At 72.1% G+C, this 13,584-nt stretch carries 15 protein-coding genes; 6 read left to right on the forward strand and 9 right to left on the reverse strand.

Features of this window, described 5'->3' with window-relative positions; all coding sequences use genetic code 11:
• Positions 1–18 precede the first annotated feature (18 nt).
• The 3 genes from ACPOLB_RS19220 to ACPOLB_RS19230 all read right to left on the reverse strand — a co-directional run bounded on the left by ACPOLB_RS19220 (position 19) and on the right by ACPOLB_RS19230 (position 2,761).
• Positions 19–1,059: a TRAP transporter substrate-binding protein gene (locus ACPOLB_RS19220; RefSeq protein ID WP_425257636.1), complete on the reverse strand. Its 1,041-nt coding sequence runs from the start codon at positions 1,057–1,059 to the stop codon at positions 19–21.
• A 43-nt stretch (positions 1,060–1,102) separates the two neighbouring features.
• A complete protein-coding gene (locus tag ACPOLB_RS19225) occupies positions 1,103–1,576 on the reverse strand; it encodes a RidA family protein (RefSeq protein ID WP_425257637.1) in 474 nt (157 codons plus the stop codon).
• A gap of 153 nt (positions 1,577–1,729) precedes the next feature.
• The gene (locus tag ACPOLB_RS19230) at positions 1,730–2,761 is read right to left on the reverse strand and encodes a LacI family DNA-binding transcriptional regulator (RefSeq protein ID WP_425257638.1); all 1,032 of its coding nucleotides are present in this window, start codon (positions 2,759–2,761) and stop codon (positions 1,730–1,732) included.
• A 126-nt stretch (positions 2,762–2,887) separates the two neighbouring features.
• On the opposite strand from ACPOLB_RS19230, the gene ACPOLB_RS19235 reads away from it, so the two are divergent.
• The 6 genes from ACPOLB_RS19235 to ACPOLB_RS19260 are packed head-to-tail and all read left to right on the forward strand — an operon-like array spanning position 2,888 to position 7,869.
• Positions 2,888–3,766, forward strand: a complete 879-nt coding sequence (locus tag ACPOLB_RS19235) for a dioxygenase (RefSeq protein ID WP_425257639.1) — start codon at positions 2,888–2,890, stop codon at positions 3,764–3,766.
• Between the two features lie 8 nt (positions 3,767–3,774).
• Entirely contained in the window at positions 3,775–4,551 is a 777-nt protein-coding gene (locus ACPOLB_RS19240; protein ID WP_425257640.1) for an SDR family NAD(P)-dependent oxidoreductase, read from the forward strand.
• A 31-nt stretch (positions 4,552–4,582) separates the two neighbouring features.
• Positions 4,583–5,467 (forward strand): 3-keto-5-aminohexanoate cleavage protein, encoded by an 885-nt coding sequence (locus ACPOLB_RS19245; RefSeq protein WP_425257641.1) that lies wholly within the window; start codon positions 4,583–4,585, stop codon positions 5,465–5,467.
• Positions 5,464–6,465: a quinone oxidoreductase family protein gene (locus tag ACPOLB_RS19250; protein WP_425257642.1), complete on the forward strand. Its 1,002-nt coding sequence runs from the start codon at positions 5,464–5,466 to the stop codon at positions 6,463–6,465. The genes ACPOLB_RS19245 and ACPOLB_RS19250 overlap by 4 nt, the downstream gene beginning before the upstream one ends.
• An 11-nt stretch (positions 6,466–6,476) precedes the next feature.
• Positions 6,477–6,848, forward strand: coding sequence for a cupin domain-containing protein (locus ACPOLB_RS19255; RefSeq protein WP_425257643.1), 372 nt, complete (start codon positions 6,477–6,479; stop codon positions 6,846–6,848).
• Positions 6,849–6,891: 43 nt separating this feature from the next.
• A complete protein-coding gene (locus tag ACPOLB_RS19260) occupies positions 6,892–7,869 on the forward strand; it encodes a tripartite tricarboxylate transporter substrate binding protein (protein ID WP_425257644.1) in 978 nt (325 codons plus the stop codon).
• Here ACPOLB_RS19260 and ACPOLB_RS19265 read toward each other — a convergent pair.
• The 6 genes from ACPOLB_RS19265 to ACPOLB_RS19290 are packed head-to-tail and all read right to left on the reverse strand — an operon-like array spanning position 7,856 to position 13,574.
• Positions 7,856–8,179 (reverse strand): cytochrome C, encoded by a 324-nt coding sequence (locus ACPOLB_RS19265; RefSeq protein ID WP_425257645.1) that lies wholly within the window; start codon positions 8,177–8,179, stop codon positions 7,856–7,858. The genes ACPOLB_RS19260 and ACPOLB_RS19265 overlap by 14 nt on opposite strands.
• Positions 8,176–9,039 carry an isocitrate lyase/PEP mutase family protein gene (locus ACPOLB_RS19270; protein WP_425257646.1) on the reverse strand — a complete coding sequence of 288 codons (864 nt, stop codon included), beginning with the start codon at positions 9,037–9,039 and terminating at the stop codon, positions 8,176–8,178. Before ACPOLB_RS19270 ends, ACPOLB_RS19265 begins: the two co-directional genes overlap by 4 nt.
• The gene (locus ACPOLB_RS19275; protein WP_425261949.1) at positions 9,036–10,334 is read right to left on the reverse strand and encodes an FAD-dependent oxidoreductase; all 1,299 of its coding nucleotides are present in this window, start codon (positions 10,332–10,334) and stop codon (positions 9,036–9,038) included. Before ACPOLB_RS19275 ends, ACPOLB_RS19270 begins: the two co-directional genes overlap by 4 nt.
• Positions 10,335–10,360: 26 nt before the next feature.
• The gene (locus ACPOLB_RS19280) at positions 10,361–11,833 is read right to left on the reverse strand and encodes a dihydroorotase (protein ID WP_425257647.1); all 1,473 of its coding nucleotides are present in this window, start codon (positions 11,831–11,833) and stop codon (positions 10,361–10,363) included.
• A complete protein-coding gene (locus tag ACPOLB_RS19285; protein WP_425257648.1) occupies positions 11,830–12,312 on the reverse strand; it encodes a 3-isopropylmalate dehydratase in 483 nt (160 codons plus the stop codon). The genes ACPOLB_RS19280 and ACPOLB_RS19285 overlap by 4 nt, the downstream gene beginning before the upstream one ends.
• The gene (locus ACPOLB_RS19290; protein WP_425257649.1) at positions 12,309–13,574 is read right to left on the reverse strand and encodes a 3-isopropylmalate dehydratase large subunit; all 1,266 of its coding nucleotides are present in this window, start codon (positions 13,572–13,574) and stop codon (positions 12,309–12,311) included. The genes ACPOLB_RS19285 and ACPOLB_RS19290 overlap by 4 nt, the downstream gene beginning before the upstream one ends.
• Between the last annotated feature and the right edge of the window lie 10 nt (positions 13,575–13,584).

The raw sequence follows: 13,584 nt of genomic DNA on the forward strand, positions 1-13,584 counted from the left end.
CGTGCCTCAGGCGCGGCTTCAGCCCCGCCCGTACCGCGCCACCAGGTCGCGCGCGGTCTTCAGCAGGTCGCGGCCGTCGAAGCCGCGCTTGTTCATGTCGTCGACCCACTCGTCGTCGATGCTGGCCGAGAGCTTGATGAACTCCTGCGTCTCGGCCGCGGTGAAGGTGTGTATGCGGTTGCCGCGGTCGGACGCCAGCTTGCGCGCGGCAGCGTCGCCGGCCTGCACCGTGCGGCCGAGCCAGCCCGAGGTGGCGCTGCCGCTGTTGGCGTCGATGACGCGCTTCAGGTCCGGGGCGAGCGACTCGTACTTCGCCTTGTTCATCGTCATCACGAAACTGGTGGTGTAGAGCGCCGGCTGGCCGGCCGGGAACTCGCTGTGGTGCTTCACCAGTTCGTGCACCTTCACGGCCGGCGTCACTTCCCAGTTCAGCACGCAGCCGTCGATCGTGCCCTTGTTCAGCGCGTCCGGAATCTGCGGCAGCACCATGCCCACCGGCGTGGCACCCAGCGAACGCAGCAGCTTGGTCACCTGCCGCGTGGGCCCGCGCACCTTCTGGCCCTTCATGTCGCCGGGGGCCAGCACTTCCTTGCTGGTCATGTGGATCACGCCCGGCCCGTGCACGTGCAGCGCCAGCAGTTGCGTCTCGCGGAATTCGTCGGCGCACCTGGCCTGCACGTAGTCCCACAAGGCCTTCGACGTGGCCTCGGCGTTGTTCATCATGAACGGCAGCTCGAAGACCTCGGCACGCGGGAAGCGGCCGGCCGAATAGCCCGGCAGCGTCCACACCACGTCGGCGACGCCGTCGCGGGCCTGGTCGTACAGCTGCGGCGCGGTGCCGCCCAGCTGCATGGCCGGGTAGCCCTCGAACCTGATGCGGCCGCCGGATTCCTTCTCGACCTTCTCCATCCACGGCTTGTGCATGTTCAGCCAGGTGTAGGAGGTCGGGCCCTGGAAGGTGGCGAACTTCAGCGTCACGCTCTGCTGCGCGCGGGCGCCGATGGCGGGCACGGCCAGCGCGGCGGCTGCGCTGCCCTGGAGGAAGGCACGTCGTTGCATGGTGATGGGATCCTTGTTGTCGGTTCGGTCGGGTCGAGCGGATTCAGGCGCCGGCGCGGCGCGGGAAGGCGGCGATCATGTCCAGCTCCACGCGCGCGCCGGGCGTCGACAGCTGGTTGATGCACACCGTGGTGCTGGCGGGCTTCCAGCTGCCGAAGTACTCGTGCATCACGGCGACCATGCCGTCCTGGTCGCGCATGTCGGTGAGGTACTTCGTGACCTTCACGACGTCGGTCCAGGTCAGGCCCTCGTGCTGCAGGATGCTCTCGATGGTCTGCATCGCGCGCCGCGTCTGCTCGCGGATGTCGCCCGAGTGCCGGTGCTCGTCGTCCACGTGCGGGTGCTGGTGGTACAGCGGCGATGCGGTGGCGCCCGAGATGAACAGCAGGTCCCCCAGACCGGTGAGGCGGATCGCCGGCGCGTAGGGCATCTCCGGCGCGCGTTCGGGGATGGTCTGGATCTCCTCGATGCCCGGATTGGTGGGCGAGGCGCGGAAGGCGGGGCGGCGGGTGCTCACGGCTGGGGTCCTTTCTTGTGTTGGCGGTGCGCATGCAAATTCCATGCGACCGGTTGCAAGCCAGAATAGGGCGCCGTGTCCCGGCCGTCAACCGGGGCAGTCAACCGAGGCCGCACATGCCGCCAGACCCGGCGCCAGCCTGCCGGCCGCGCCTCAGGGTGGAGCCGCGGTCGAGCCGCGCACCACCAGCGTGGGCCGCAGCACCACGGTGGCTTCCACGCTGCCCGGCGTGCCGCGCAGCTGCTCCAGCAGCAGCCGCGCCGCGCGGTAGCCCATCTCGTAGTGCTGGATGCGCACGCTGCTCAGCGGCGGGCTCACCTGGTCGAGCAGCGGCATGTCGTTGTGGCCGATCACCGAGACCTCGCCCGGCACCGCGATGCCGCGCTCGCGCAGCGCCTGCAGCGCACCCAGCGCGATCAGGTCGTTCGCCGCCACCACGGCGCTGAAGGGCAGCTTGCCGCGCTTGCGTGTGCACAGGGGCAGCATCGCGGCGTGGCCGGCCTCGACCGCATAGGCGGTGCACTCGGCCACGGCGGCCGGTTCCAGGCCCTGCGCCCGCAGTGCCTGCTCGAAGCCGATGCGGCGCGACAGCCCGGTGCTGAAGCTGCCCGGCCCGGCCAGGTGCGCGATGCGGTGGTGGCCCAGCGCCACCAGGTGGTCCACCGCCAGCCGCATGCCCAGCATGTCGTCGCTGATCACCGCCGGCAGCTCGCCGCGGCCGTCGGTGCGGTTCACCAGGACGATGCGCGCGCCGCTCTTGCGCAGGCCCTCGAGCCAGGTGTCGTCGCGCACCGCGGTGGCGACCAGGAAACCCTCCACGCGCTGCGCCTGCATGCGCTCCACCGCGGTCTGCGCGGCGTCCTCGCGGCCGGAGGTGTTGGCCAGCAGCGCGAAGTAGCCGTCGCCGTCGAGCGCGTCCTCGATGCCGCGCAGGATCGGCGGGAACACCGGGTTCGTGATGTCGGGCAGCAGCACGCCGATGGTGCGGCTGCGCCCGGTGGACAGCGCGGCGGCGGCGCGGTTGGGCCGGTAGCCCAGCGCGCGCGCGGCGGCTTCCACGCGCTGCAGCAGCTCGGCGCTGATGAGGTGCCGGCGCGCCGGGTCCATCGCGCGCGAGACGGTGCTCTTGTGCACGCCCAGGTGCTGGGCGAGGTCGTGGATGGTCGGGGAGGCGGGGCGCTGCATGGCGCGATGCTAAGACGGTGCCTTGACAACGGTGCGGTCGGCGCCTAAAGTGCGTGCAACCGGTTGCACGCTGTTTGCACTCCATTCGCACCGACCAGATCCTCCCACCCGTCCGCTCCGCCCGCCATGCCCACGCTGCCCACCACCCCCGAGTCCCTGCTGCCGCTGGTGCTGCGCGCCATGGACCAGACGCCCGACGCCCGGCTGCGCCAGCTGCTGCGTTCGCTGACCACGCACCTGCACCAGTTCGTGCTGGAGAACCGCGTCACCGAACCCGAGTTCGAGCGCGCGGTGGCCTTCCTGGTCGGCATCGGCCAGGCCACCGGCGAGAAGAAGAACGAGGTCATCCTGGCCTCCGACCTGCTGGGCGTGTCGACGCTGGTGGCGCTGCTGAACAACCCCGGCGCCGGCGGCCACGATTCCGACGCCGCGCTGCTGGGCCCGTTCTGGCGCGCCAACGCGCCAGTGCTGGAGCCCGGTGCCTGCATCGCCTGCGCCGACACCAGCGCGCAGGGTGCCGCACTGGCCGTCACCGGCCGCGTGCGCGATGCCGACGGCCGGCCGATCGCCGGCGCCACGGTCGACGTGTGGCAGGCCAGCCCCGTGGGCCTGTACGAGAACCAGGACCCGCAGCAGCCCGACATGAACCTGCGCGGCCGCTTCGTCACCGATGCCGACGGCCGCTACAGCCTGCGCACCGTGCTGCCCGCCGGCTACCCGGTGCCCACCGACGGCCCCTGCGGCGAGCTGCTGCGCGCGCAGGGCCGCCACCCCTACCGGCCGGCGCACCTGCACTTCATGGTCTCGCAGCCGGGCTACCGCGTGCTGGTGACGCAGGTGTTCCCGTCGAACGACCCGTACCTCGAGTCCGACCCCGTCTTCGGCGTCACCGCCGCGCTGCTGGGCACCTTCACGCCCGCGGCCGGCGACCAGCCGGCGCAGCTGCAGCGCGACTTCACGCTGCAGCCGGGCGAGACCGTGTTCCCGCACCCGCCCATTCCCTGATGCCCGTCATGACCGACTTCGCTCCCACTGACACCCTGCCAGGCCGCGTGGCCGTCATCGCCGGCGGCACCGGCGCCATCGGCATGGCCACCGCGCGCCGCCTGGCCGCCTTGGGTGCGCACTGCGTGCTGCTGTACGGCCGCCGCCCCGCGGCCGAGGCCGAGGCGCTGGCCGCGGCGCTGCCCGTCGTCGCCGACGGGCAGCAGCACAGCGCGGTGCCCGCCGAGATGCTGGACAGCGCCTCGCTGCGGGCCGCCGCCGCCGCGGTGCAGGCACGCCACGGCGTGGTGCACATCCTCGTCAACAGCGCCGGCCGCACGCAGCCGGTGCCGGCCGCGAACCTGGAAGCGCTGACCGACACGCTGATCGACGAGATGCTGCAGGTCAACTTTCGCGGCGTGGTCGCGACCATGCGCGCCTTCATGCCGCTGCTGCAGGCCTCGGGTGACGGGCTCATCGTCAACATCTCGTCGATCGCCGCCTTCACCGGCACCGGCAGCAACCTGGCCTATGCCGCGGCCAAGGCCGGCATCGACGTGGTGGGCGACGCGCTCGCCCGCGCCTTCGCGCCCACGGTGCGGGTGCTGACGGTGTCGCCGGGCGTGGTGGACACCGGCTTCGTGCCCGGCCGCGGCGCCGACTTCAACGCCAAGACCGCGGCCACGCTGCCGCTGCGCCGCGTGGGCACGGCCGACGACGTGGCCGCCGCCGTGCAGGCCTGCGCCACCACGCTGCGCTACGCCACCGGCACCCGCCTCGTGGTGGATGGCGGAAGGCATTTATGAACCACCCCCGGCCTGCGATGGAGATTTCCCGATGAAGGGCAAGACCCTGCTCACCTGCGCCGTCACCGGCAACCTGACGACGCCGGAACAGACGCCGCACCTGCCGATCACGCCGGCGCAGATCGCCAGCGAGTGCCTGGCCGCGGCCGAGGCCGGTGCCGCCGTCGTGCACATCCACGTGCGCGACCCGGCCACCGGCCGGCCGTCGATGGACGTGGAGCTGTACCGCGACGTCGTCGAGCGCATCCGCGCCGAGAACCGCGCGCTCGTCATCAACCTCACCACCGGCCCCGGCGGGCGCTTCGTTCCCGGCGAGCCCGACCCGCGTGTCGCCGGCCCCGGCACCACGCTGCTGCCGCCGCTGGAGCGCGTGCGCCACATCGAGCTGCTGAAGCCCGACATCTGCTCGCTGGACCTGAACACGATGAACAGCGGCGGGCAGGTGGTGATCAACACGCCGAAGAACGTGCGCATCATGGCGCAGGCCATGCGCGCGGCCGGCGTGCTGCCCGAGCTGGAGATCTTCGACAGCGGCGACATGCACCTGGCGCTGGACCTCATCGCCGACGGCACGCTGCAGGGCCCGGGCCTGTGGACCTTCGTGCTCGGCGTGAAGTACGGCTTCAGCGCCGGGCCCGACACGCTGGCCTACGCGCGCGGCCTGCTGCCGCCAGGGGCCGTGTGGTCGGCCTTTGGCATCGGTCGCCACGAGTTCCCGATGGTGGCGCAGAGCTGGCTGCTCGGCGGCCACGTGCGCGTGGGGCTGGAAGACAACATCTACCTCGAGAAGGGTGTGCTCGCGAAGAGCAATGCCGAGCTCGTGGCGAAGGCGCGCCGCATCGTGCAGGACCTGGGCGGCGCGCTGGCGACACCCGAGGAAGTGCGCGCTGCGCTGCAGTTGCCGGTGAAGGCATGAACACGATGACACAAGACACGCTGCAAGCCGTGCGCGTGCCGGCCAAGGTGGCCAGCGCCGACGCGCTGGCGCTCGAGATCGCGGCGCAGCCCGCTCCCCGGCCCGGCCCGGGCGAAGCCCTGGTGCGCGTGCACAGCGCAGCCGTCAATCCGAGCGACGTGAAGGCCTGCCTGGGCATCATGCCGCAGGCGGTGTTCCCGCGGTCGCCCGGGCGCGACTTCGCCGGCACCGTGGTCGAAGGCTCCAGCGCCTGGATCGGCAAGGCCGTGTGGGGCTCGGGCGGCGACCTGGGGATCACGCGCGACGGCTCGCACGCCGGCTGGCTGCTGCTGCCTGAATCCGTGCTGCGCGAGAAGCCCGAACGCCTGAGCTTCGACGAAGCCGGCTCGGTGGGCGTGCCCTTCGTCACCGCCTACGAAGGCTTCCGCCGCAGTGGCCAGCCGCAGGCCGGCCAGGCCGTGGCGGTGCTGGGCGCCAACGGCAAGGTCGGCCAGGCCGCGGTGCAGCTGGCGGCGCAGGCGGGTGCGCGTGTGTTCGCGGTGCAGCGCGGCCCGGGCCCGTACGCCGGCTTCGCGGCCGGTCCGGTGACGGTGGTCGATGCACGCGAAGGCGACGTCGCCGCGCAGCTGCGTGCGCTGACCGACGGCCGCGGCGTCGACATCGCGTTCAACACCGTCGGCAGCCCGTACTTCGAAGCCGCCAACAAGGCCATGGCCAAGGGCGCGACGCAGATCTTCATCTCCACCGTCGAGCGCCCGGTGCCCTTCGACATCTTCACCTTCTACCGCGCGATGCACACCTTCGTCGGCGTCGACACGCTGGCCTTCGGCGCCGAGGCCAGCGTCACGCGGCTGGCGGCCATGCGCGACGGCTTCGAGGCCGGCACGCTGCGGCCGTTCCCGGTGGCGCCCGAGGGCGTGTACGCGCTGGCCGACGCGCTGGTGGCGTACCGGCGCGTCATCGGCGGCGACGCGCAGCGCATCGTGCTGCGTCCCTGAGGGCCCAGGCCATGCACGTCACCCGCTTCGACGCCGCGCCCGACTACACGGCGCCCAACCACGTCGGCATGCGCTGCCAGCGCCTGCAGGGCCGCGAGGCCGGCCCGGCCGAGCAGCTGTGGCTGGGCGTGTCGACCATCGAACCCGGCGGCCACACGGGCCTGGACGGCTCGCCGATGGAAAAACACTACGTCGTGCTCGAAGGCGCGCTGGTGCTGATCGGCGAACTCGACGGCCAGCGCCAGGAAGCGACGCTCGGCCGCTTCGATTCCTGCCGCTTCGCGCCCGGCGAGCAGCGGCAGCTCGTCAACCGCAGCAACGCCGTCGCGCGCGTGCTGCTGGCGATGCCCTTCCAGCCGCCGGCGCCCGCGGCCGCACCCTGAATCGCCCCGACCCCGCTTGCAGACACACCACGAGGAGACAACCATGCCCACCCCCGCACGCCGCGCTGCGCTGGCCGCCCTGGCCCTGGCCGCGCTGAGCCCCGCCACCTTCGCCCAGGCCGACTGGCCCCGCGGCGCGCCGATCAAGTTCATCGTGCCCTTCACCGCGGGCAGCGGCACCGACGTGCTGGCGCGCACGGTGGGCGAGAAGCTGGGTGCTGCGCTCGGCACCCAGGTCGTCGTCGAGAACCGGCCCGGTGCCGGCGGCACGCTGGGGGCGGCGCAGGTGGCGAAGGCGCCCGCGGACGGCTTCACCTTCCTCGTGCACAGCTCGGGCCACGTGGTGAACCCCGCGCTGTATCCGAAGCTGCCCTACGACACGCTGAAGGACCTGACCGGCGTGACGCCGCTGGCCAGCCTGCCGAACGTGCTGGTGGTCGCACCCACGGCCGGCATCAAGGACGTGGCCGACCTGGTGGCGCGCGCCAAGGCCGCGCCTGGCGCGCTGAACTACGCCTCGGCCGGCAACGGCTCGGCCACGCACATGAACGCCGAGAAGTTCCGCGTGGCCGCCGGCATCACGGCGCAGCACATCCCGTTCCGCGGCACGCCGGAAGCCATCACCGAGACGATCGCCGGCCGCACCAACTGGTTCTTCGCGCCGCTGGTCAGCGCGCTGCCGCTGATCAAGGACAACCGCCTGCAGGCGCTGGCCGTGGGCACGGCCACGCGTTCGCCGGTGCTGCCGAACGTGCCGTCGCTGGTGGAAGCCGGCCTGCCGAACGCGGCCTACACCTTCTGGGTGGGCCTGTTCGCGCCGGCGAAGACGCCGCCGGCCATCGTCGAGCGCATGCACGCCGAGGTGGCCAAGGTGCTGGCCCAGCCCGACGTGAAGGACCGGCTCGACAAGCTCGGCGCCAACGCGATGCCGATGGAGCAGAAGGCCTTCGAGAAGTACCTCGACGACGAGACCGCCGCTGCCGCCGCGCTGGTGAAGGCTGCCGGCATCACCCTGCAGTGACGGGCAGCTTGTAGCGGTAGTAGCGCTGGTTGAGGTGGCGCGCGACGGCCTCGATGTCGGCGTCGCTCCAGCCCAGGCTGTTGTTGCCCTGCCAGCGCCGCACCTGCGCCCGCACGCCGTCCCAGTCGCGCGCGACGCGGTTGTCGCGCCAGTGCAGTTGCGTCGTGTGGCAGGCGATGCAGTGGGTCTCGTAGAGCAGCGCGCCGCGCTGGAGGTCGGCCGCGGCCTGGGCTGCAGCCGGTCCGGCCGCTGCGCCCAGGACGGCAGCCAGCAGGAGGGCGGGAGCGTGCGTGGCGGCGGGGCGTGTCATGCCCCATCGTAGCGCCGCCCGTCGGCCAGCAGTTGCGCTGTGCCAAGGACGCCGTTCAGGCCGTCGAAGTCGAGCATGCGGTCGCTCCAGGGCCGCGTGCTGCCGTGCGTTGCCAGGCTGGCGTAGTAGCCCTGCAGCGTGTGCGCCAGCGCGCGCACCGTGCCGCCGGGGAAGATCGCGATGCGAAAGCCCCGCGCCTGCAGCTCGGGCGCGCTCTGCACCGGGGTCTTGCCGCCTTCCACCATGTTGGCCAGCAGCGGCACGCGGTGCGCGAAGCGCGCGCAGGCCGCGTCCATCTGCGCGGGCGTGCGCAGCGCCTCGATGAACAGCGCGTCGGCGCCGGCGGCCAGGTAGGCTTCGGCGCGGTCGAACGCGGCCTCGATGCCCTCGACCGCCAGCGCGTCGGTGCGCGCCAGCACCAGGGTCCTGTCGCGTGCGTCCAGTGCCGCGTGCAGCTTGCCCACCATCTCGGCCACAGGCACCACGCCCTTGCCGTCGAGGTGGCCGCAGCGCTTCGGGAACGTCTGGTCCTCCAGCTGCACCATCGCCGCGCCGGCGCGTTCGAAGCCGCGCACCGTGCGCTGCACGTTCAGCGCGTTGCCGAAGCCCGTGTCGCCGTCGACGACGACGGGCAGCGCCACGCGCTCGGTGATGCGCGCCAGCGTGTCCTGCACCTCGGTGTAGGTGGTCAGGCCGATGTCGCTGCGGCCCAGCCGCGTGTAGGCGATGCTGGCGCCCGACAGGTACAGCGCCTCGAAGCCGGCCTGTTCGGCCAGCAGCGCGCTGAGCGCGTCGTAGACCCCGGGCGCGAGCAGCAGCTTCTGTTCGTCCAGACGTTGCTTCAAGGGCGCATCGGTCATCGCTGCATCTCCTGTGCTGCAAGAAAGCCGCCGGCCACGGCGCTGAGCAGGCCGTTGCCCGACAGGTAGCCCCAGACCGCATTGCCCGACACGCCACGCGCAGCGCCGCCGGCGGCGTACAGGTTGGGGTGGGGCGTGCCGTCGGCGCGCAGCGCGTGCATCTGCGCGTCGGTGGCGATGCCGCCCTGCGTGTGGAACAGCGCGCCCGTGACGCGGATGGCGCACCAAGGAGGCACGAGGCGCGTGCCCTGCAGCGTGGCGGCCAGCGTGGCCGCGTCACAGCCGATCAGCGCCGCCAGCGCGGCCGTGTCGGCGGCGTGGCGCACGGCGCCGGCGACTTCGGCCGCGACGAAGTCGGGGAAGCCGCGACCGAGCGCCAGCAGGCGCTCGTCGAACACGTTCCAGGCCGTGCCGCCGGGCTGCGCCAGCACGTGCACGGCGGCTTCCGAGTAGCCCTGCGTCTCGTCGTGGAAGCGCTGCCCGGCCGCGTTGACCTGCACGCCGCCTTCCATCATCAGCGCCCAGGTCACCAATGCGCCCTGCGGCACGGCCCAGGAGCCGTGGCCCTGGTAGCCGCCCAGGTCGGCCAGCTGCAGGCCGAGCTGCTGCGCCCAGGCGATGGCGCTGCCGTCGTTGCCGGTGTGGCCGGCGAAGACCGCATCGCGCATCGCGGGCAGCAGGCTGTCGACGAGCGCGCAGTTGCCGCCGAAGCCGTTGCAGGCCAGCAGCAGCGCGTCGCAGGCCAGGTGCTCCAGCGTGCCGTCGGGGCGCGCGTAGCCCACGCCCAGGACGCGGGTGCCGTCGGTCCACAGTTCGCGCACCAGCGCATGGGTCACCAGCATCGCGCCCGCGGCTTCGGCAGCACTGGCCAGTGCACCCACCAGCGCCGCGCCGGTGCGCTGCGGCAGCGTGTGCATGCGGCGCGCGGTGTGGCCGGGGTAGAGGAAGCCGTCCAGCAGCTCGAACTGCAGGCCGTGCCGTGCCAGGCCGTCCAGCGCCGGCGCGATGGCCTGCGTGTAGGCCGCCACCAGGTGCGGCGCCGCCGTGTCGTGCGCCTTGCGCTGGATGTCGCCGGCGAACTGCGCCGCGCTGTCCGCCACGCCGGCGGCACGCTGCACCGCGGTGCCGGCGGCCGGGATGAAGCCCGACGACAGCGCGGTGCTGCCCTGCGGCGTGGCGTCGCGTTCGAGCAGCACGCAGTCGATGCCACGTTCGCGCAGGAAGATGGACGCCGTCAGCCCGCAGGCGCCGGCGCCGACGATGGCCACCGGCACCGCCGGCGTGCCAGCAGGCATGGCCGCGGCGCGGACGACGGTGGGGCTCACGCCGTGGGGCGGTGCAGGTATTGGCCGCGCGGCTTGCCGAGGACTTCGCCGTTCTCGAAGATCTTGTGCCCGCGCAGGAAGGTGGCGTCCACGCGTGCCGACAGCTCGATGCCCTCGAACGGCGTGTAGCCCTGCGTCGACGGCGAGTCCTTCGCGGCGATGGTCCAGGTGCGCGCGGGGTCGACGATGGCGATGTCGGCGTCGAAGCCTTCGGCCAGGTCGCCCTTGCGGTTCAGCCCGTAGCGCTGCGCCGGGTTCCAGGCCAGCACGCGCGCCATGTGGTTGTAGCCCATGCCGCGCTTCGTGCCTTCGCTCACCAGCGCCGGCAGCAGGTACTCGGTGCCGCCGAAGCCGCTCTTGGCCATCCAGATGTTGCCGAAGTAGTGCTTGGGGATCTTCAGCTCCTGGCGGCAGCAGGCGTGGTCGCTGACCACCCAGTCCAGCTCGCCGGCGAGCAGCGCTTCCCAGAGGAATTCGACGTCCTCGCGCGGGCGGATCGGCGGGTTCACCTTGGCCAGTTCCGCCGCCTTCGAGCTGGTGTCGAGCACCAGGTGGCCGATGGTCACCTCGCGCCTGAAGTCGATGTGCGGGAACACCTCGCTCATCATCATTGCGGCCTGCACGGCCTTCTTCGAGCTCAGGTGCAGCAGGTTGATGTTGGGCAGCGCGGTCTCGTGCGCCAGGTACGCGGCCGTGAACACGGCCAGGCCTTCGCTGTGCTGCGGCCGCGAGGCGCTGTAGGCGGCCAGCCCCTGCAGGCTCCTGTCCTTCTCGACCAGCTTCGTGTAGGCGGTCATGATCTCCGCCGTCTCGCAATGCAGGCTCAGCGAGATCTGGCGCGCGCGTTCGGGGAAGCGCTCACGCGCGGCCTGCAGCCCGCGCATGATGAACTCGAAGTGCGCCACGTCGTAGCGCTCGTCCTCGCCGATCATCAGGAACTCGCGCTGCGTGTTGCTGGCGCCGTGCAGCCCGTGCGAGCCGTAGAACATGAAGATCTTGAAGCTGCTGACGCCGTGCTTGTCGATCAGCATCGGCAGCTCCTCGATGTGCTTCCTGTCCATCGGCGCCAGGTGGAAGCCGTAGTCGACGTGGAAGCGGCCCCGGCTCTTCTTCAGCACCTCGGGGAAGAACTTCGCGTACGGCCCGCCCTTGTTCAGGTAGTACTGGCCGGTGCGGAAGTAGTTCAGGCTGGACGTGACGCCGCCCATCGCCGCGGCCTTGCTCTCGGTGACGGCGTCTTCCTCCAGCGGCGAGTAGATGCCGCTGTGCATGTGCGCGTCCACCACGCCGGGGAAGGCGAGGCGGCCGCGGCCGTCGAACACGGTCTTCGCGCGCGCGGGGTCGATGCCGGGCGCCAGCTTCGCGATGCGGCCGTCCCGCACGGCGATGTCGGCGTCGACCACCACGTTGCCGTGCGGCCGCACCACGCGCACGCCCTTGAGCAGCAGGTCGAATTCGGGGGCGCTCATCGTTGTTTCTCCAGCAGTCGTTGTTTCAGTTGCGGCAGCAGGCCGCCGGCGTCGACCATGTCGAGCAGGAAGCCGGGAATGGGGTCGCAGGCCAGCACCTCGCCGTTGCCGCGGCGCACGCGCCCCGCGCGCGCGTCGAAGGCGATGGGTTCGTCGTCCTCGATGTGCAGCGCCTGCGGACAGGTCAGCAGCAGCAGGCCGACGTTGAAGGCGTTGCGGAAGTACAGGCCCGAGTAGCTGGGCGCGATGACGGCGGCCACGCCCAGGTGCACCAGCGCGCTGGCGGCCTGCTCGCGCGACGAGCCGATGCCGAAGTTGGCCCCCGCCACGATGACGTCGCCACGCCGCACCTGCTGCGCGAAGCCGGGCCGCACGGCTTCCAGGCAGTGCCGGGCCACGACCTCGATGCCGAACTTCATCGTGTGGCCCGGGGCCAGCTGGTCGGTGTCGATGTCCGGGGGCAGGCGCCACGTCCTCATCTCAAGAACTCCCGCGCATCGCTGACGCGCCCGCGCAGCGCCGATGCCGCCACCGTGTAGGGCGAGCCCAGGTAGACCTGCGCCGTGGCCGAGCCCATGCGGCCACGGAAGTTGCGCGCGGTCGACGAGATCACGGTGCTGCCTTCCGGGATGGCGCTGCCGTAGCCCGCGCAGGCGCCGCAGGCGCTGGGCAGCAGCGTCGCGCCGGCGTCCTGCAGCAGGCGCAGGATGCCTTCGCGTTCGGCCAGTTCGCGGTCGCGCACGCTGGCCGGCGCCACCAGCAGCTGCACGCCGCGCGCCACGCGGTAGCCGGCCAGCACACGCGCGGCGGCGCGCAGGTCGTCGAGCTTGGCGCCGGTGCAGGCGCCGATGTAGGCCACCTGCACCGGCGTCGGCTCCAGGTCGTCCACCGGGCGCACGTTGGCCGGGCTGTGCGGCAGCGCCACCTGCGGCGCCAGTGCCGAGGCATCGAAGGCGTGGCGCACGCCGGGTGCGTCTTCGTCGCTGTGCCAGCGCGCCAGGCCCAGCTCTTCGGTGTCGACGCCGATGGCCTCGAGCCAGGCCTTCGTGGTGGCGTCGGGTGCCACCAGGCCCACCTGCGCGCCGAGCTCGGCGCTCATGTTGGCCAGCGTCATGCGCTCGGCCATGCCGAGTGCGCTGACGGCTTCGCCGCAGAACTCCACCGCCTGGTAGTTGCCGCCGTTCATGCCGAAGCGGCCGATCATCGCCAGCATCATGTCCTTGGCGCTGACGCCGTCGACCAGCCGGCCCATCCAGCGCATGAAGATGGTCTGCGGCACCTTCAGCCAGATCTCGCCCGTCGTCACCACGCCCAGCATCTCCGTCGCGCCGATGCCGAACATGTAGGCGCCGAACGCGCCGCCGGTGGGCGAGTGCGAATCGCCGCCGACGCAGAACATGCCCGGCCGCAGGTGCCCGTGCTGCGGCACCACCACGTGGCAGATGCCCAGGCTGTCGTACACGTAGGGCAGGGCCTGCTGCTGCGCCCAGTCGCGCGCGATGCGCACGATGCGCCGCGCCTCGTCGTCGGCCTCGGGCACGTAGTGGTCGATCACCAGCACCACCTTGCGCTTGTCCCACAGCGGCGCGCGCAGCTCCTCCAGCATCGGCTGCAGCCGGCGCGGGCCGCTGCTGTCGTGGAACATCGCCAGGTCGACGCTGCAGGTGACGATCTCGCCGGGCGTGACGCTGTCGCGCCCGGCGGCGCGGGCGATGAGCTTCTGGGCGAGGGTGGCGGCCATGGTGCTGTGC

Source organism: Rubrivivax soli, from assembly GCF_049810355.1.
Lineage (GTDB): Bacteria > Pseudomonadota > Gammaproteobacteria > Burkholderiales > Burkholderiaceae_C > Rubrivivax.

What these genes read in the sequence shown, in the direction of transcription:
- ACPOLB_RS19220 (WP_425257636.1), bottom strand. Translation starts at nt 1,059, where the DNA reads ATGCAACGACGTGCCTTCCTCCAGGGCAGCGCAGCCGCCGCGCTGGCC.
- ACPOLB_RS19230 (WP_425257638.1), bottom strand. Translation starts at nt 2,761, where the DNA reads ATGCAGCGCCCCGCCTCCCCGACCATCCACGACCTCGCCCAGCACCTG.
- ACPOLB_RS19235 (WP_425257639.1), top strand. Translation starts at nt 2,888, where the DNA reads ATGCCCACGCTGCCCACCACCCCCGAGTCCCTGCTGCCGCTGGTGCTG.
- ACPOLB_RS19240 (WP_425257640.1), top strand. Translation starts at nt 3,775, where the DNA reads ATGACCGACTTCGCTCCCACTGACACCCTGCCAGGCCGCGTGGCCGTC.
- ACPOLB_RS19245 (WP_425257641.1), top strand. Translation starts at nt 4,583, where the DNA reads ATGAAGGGCAAGACCCTGCTCACCTGCGCCGTCACCGGCAACCTGACG.
- ACPOLB_RS19250 (WP_425257642.1), top strand. Translation starts at nt 5,464, where the DNA reads ATGAACACGATGACACAAGACACGCTGCAAGCCGTGCGCGTGCCGGCC.
- ACPOLB_RS19255 (WP_425257643.1), top strand. Translation starts at nt 6,477, where the DNA reads ATGCACGTCACCCGCTTCGACGCCGCGCCCGACTACACGGCGCCCAAC.
- ACPOLB_RS19260 (WP_425257644.1), top strand. Translation starts at nt 6,892, where the DNA reads ATGCCCACCCCCGCACGCCGCGCTGCGCTGGCCGCCCTGGCCCTGGCC.
- ACPOLB_RS19265 (WP_425257645.1), bottom strand. Translation starts at nt 8,179, where the DNA reads ATGACACGCCCCGCCGCCACGCACGCTCCCGCCCTCCTGCTGGCTGCC.
- ACPOLB_RS19270 (WP_425257646.1), bottom strand. Translation starts at nt 9,039, where the DNA reads ATGACCGATGCGCCCTTGAAGCAACGTCTGGACGAACAGAAGCTGCTG.
- ACPOLB_RS19275 (WP_425261949.1), bottom strand. Translation starts at nt 10,334, where the DNA reads ATGCCTGCTGGCACGCCGGCGGTGCCGGTGGCCATCGTCGGCGCCGGC.
- ACPOLB_RS19280 (WP_425257647.1), bottom strand. Translation starts at nt 11,833, where the DNA reads ATGAGCGCCCCCGAATTCGACCTGCTGCTCAAGGGCGTGCGCGTGGTG.
- ACPOLB_RS19285 (WP_425257648.1), bottom strand. Translation starts at nt 12,312, where the DNA reads ATGAGGACGTGGCGCCTGCCCCCGGACATCGACACCGACCAGCTGGCC.
- ACPOLB_RS19290 (WP_425257649.1), bottom strand. Translation starts at nt 13,574, where the DNA reads ATGGCCGCCACCCTCGCCCAGAAGCTCATCGCCCGCGCCGCCGGGCGC.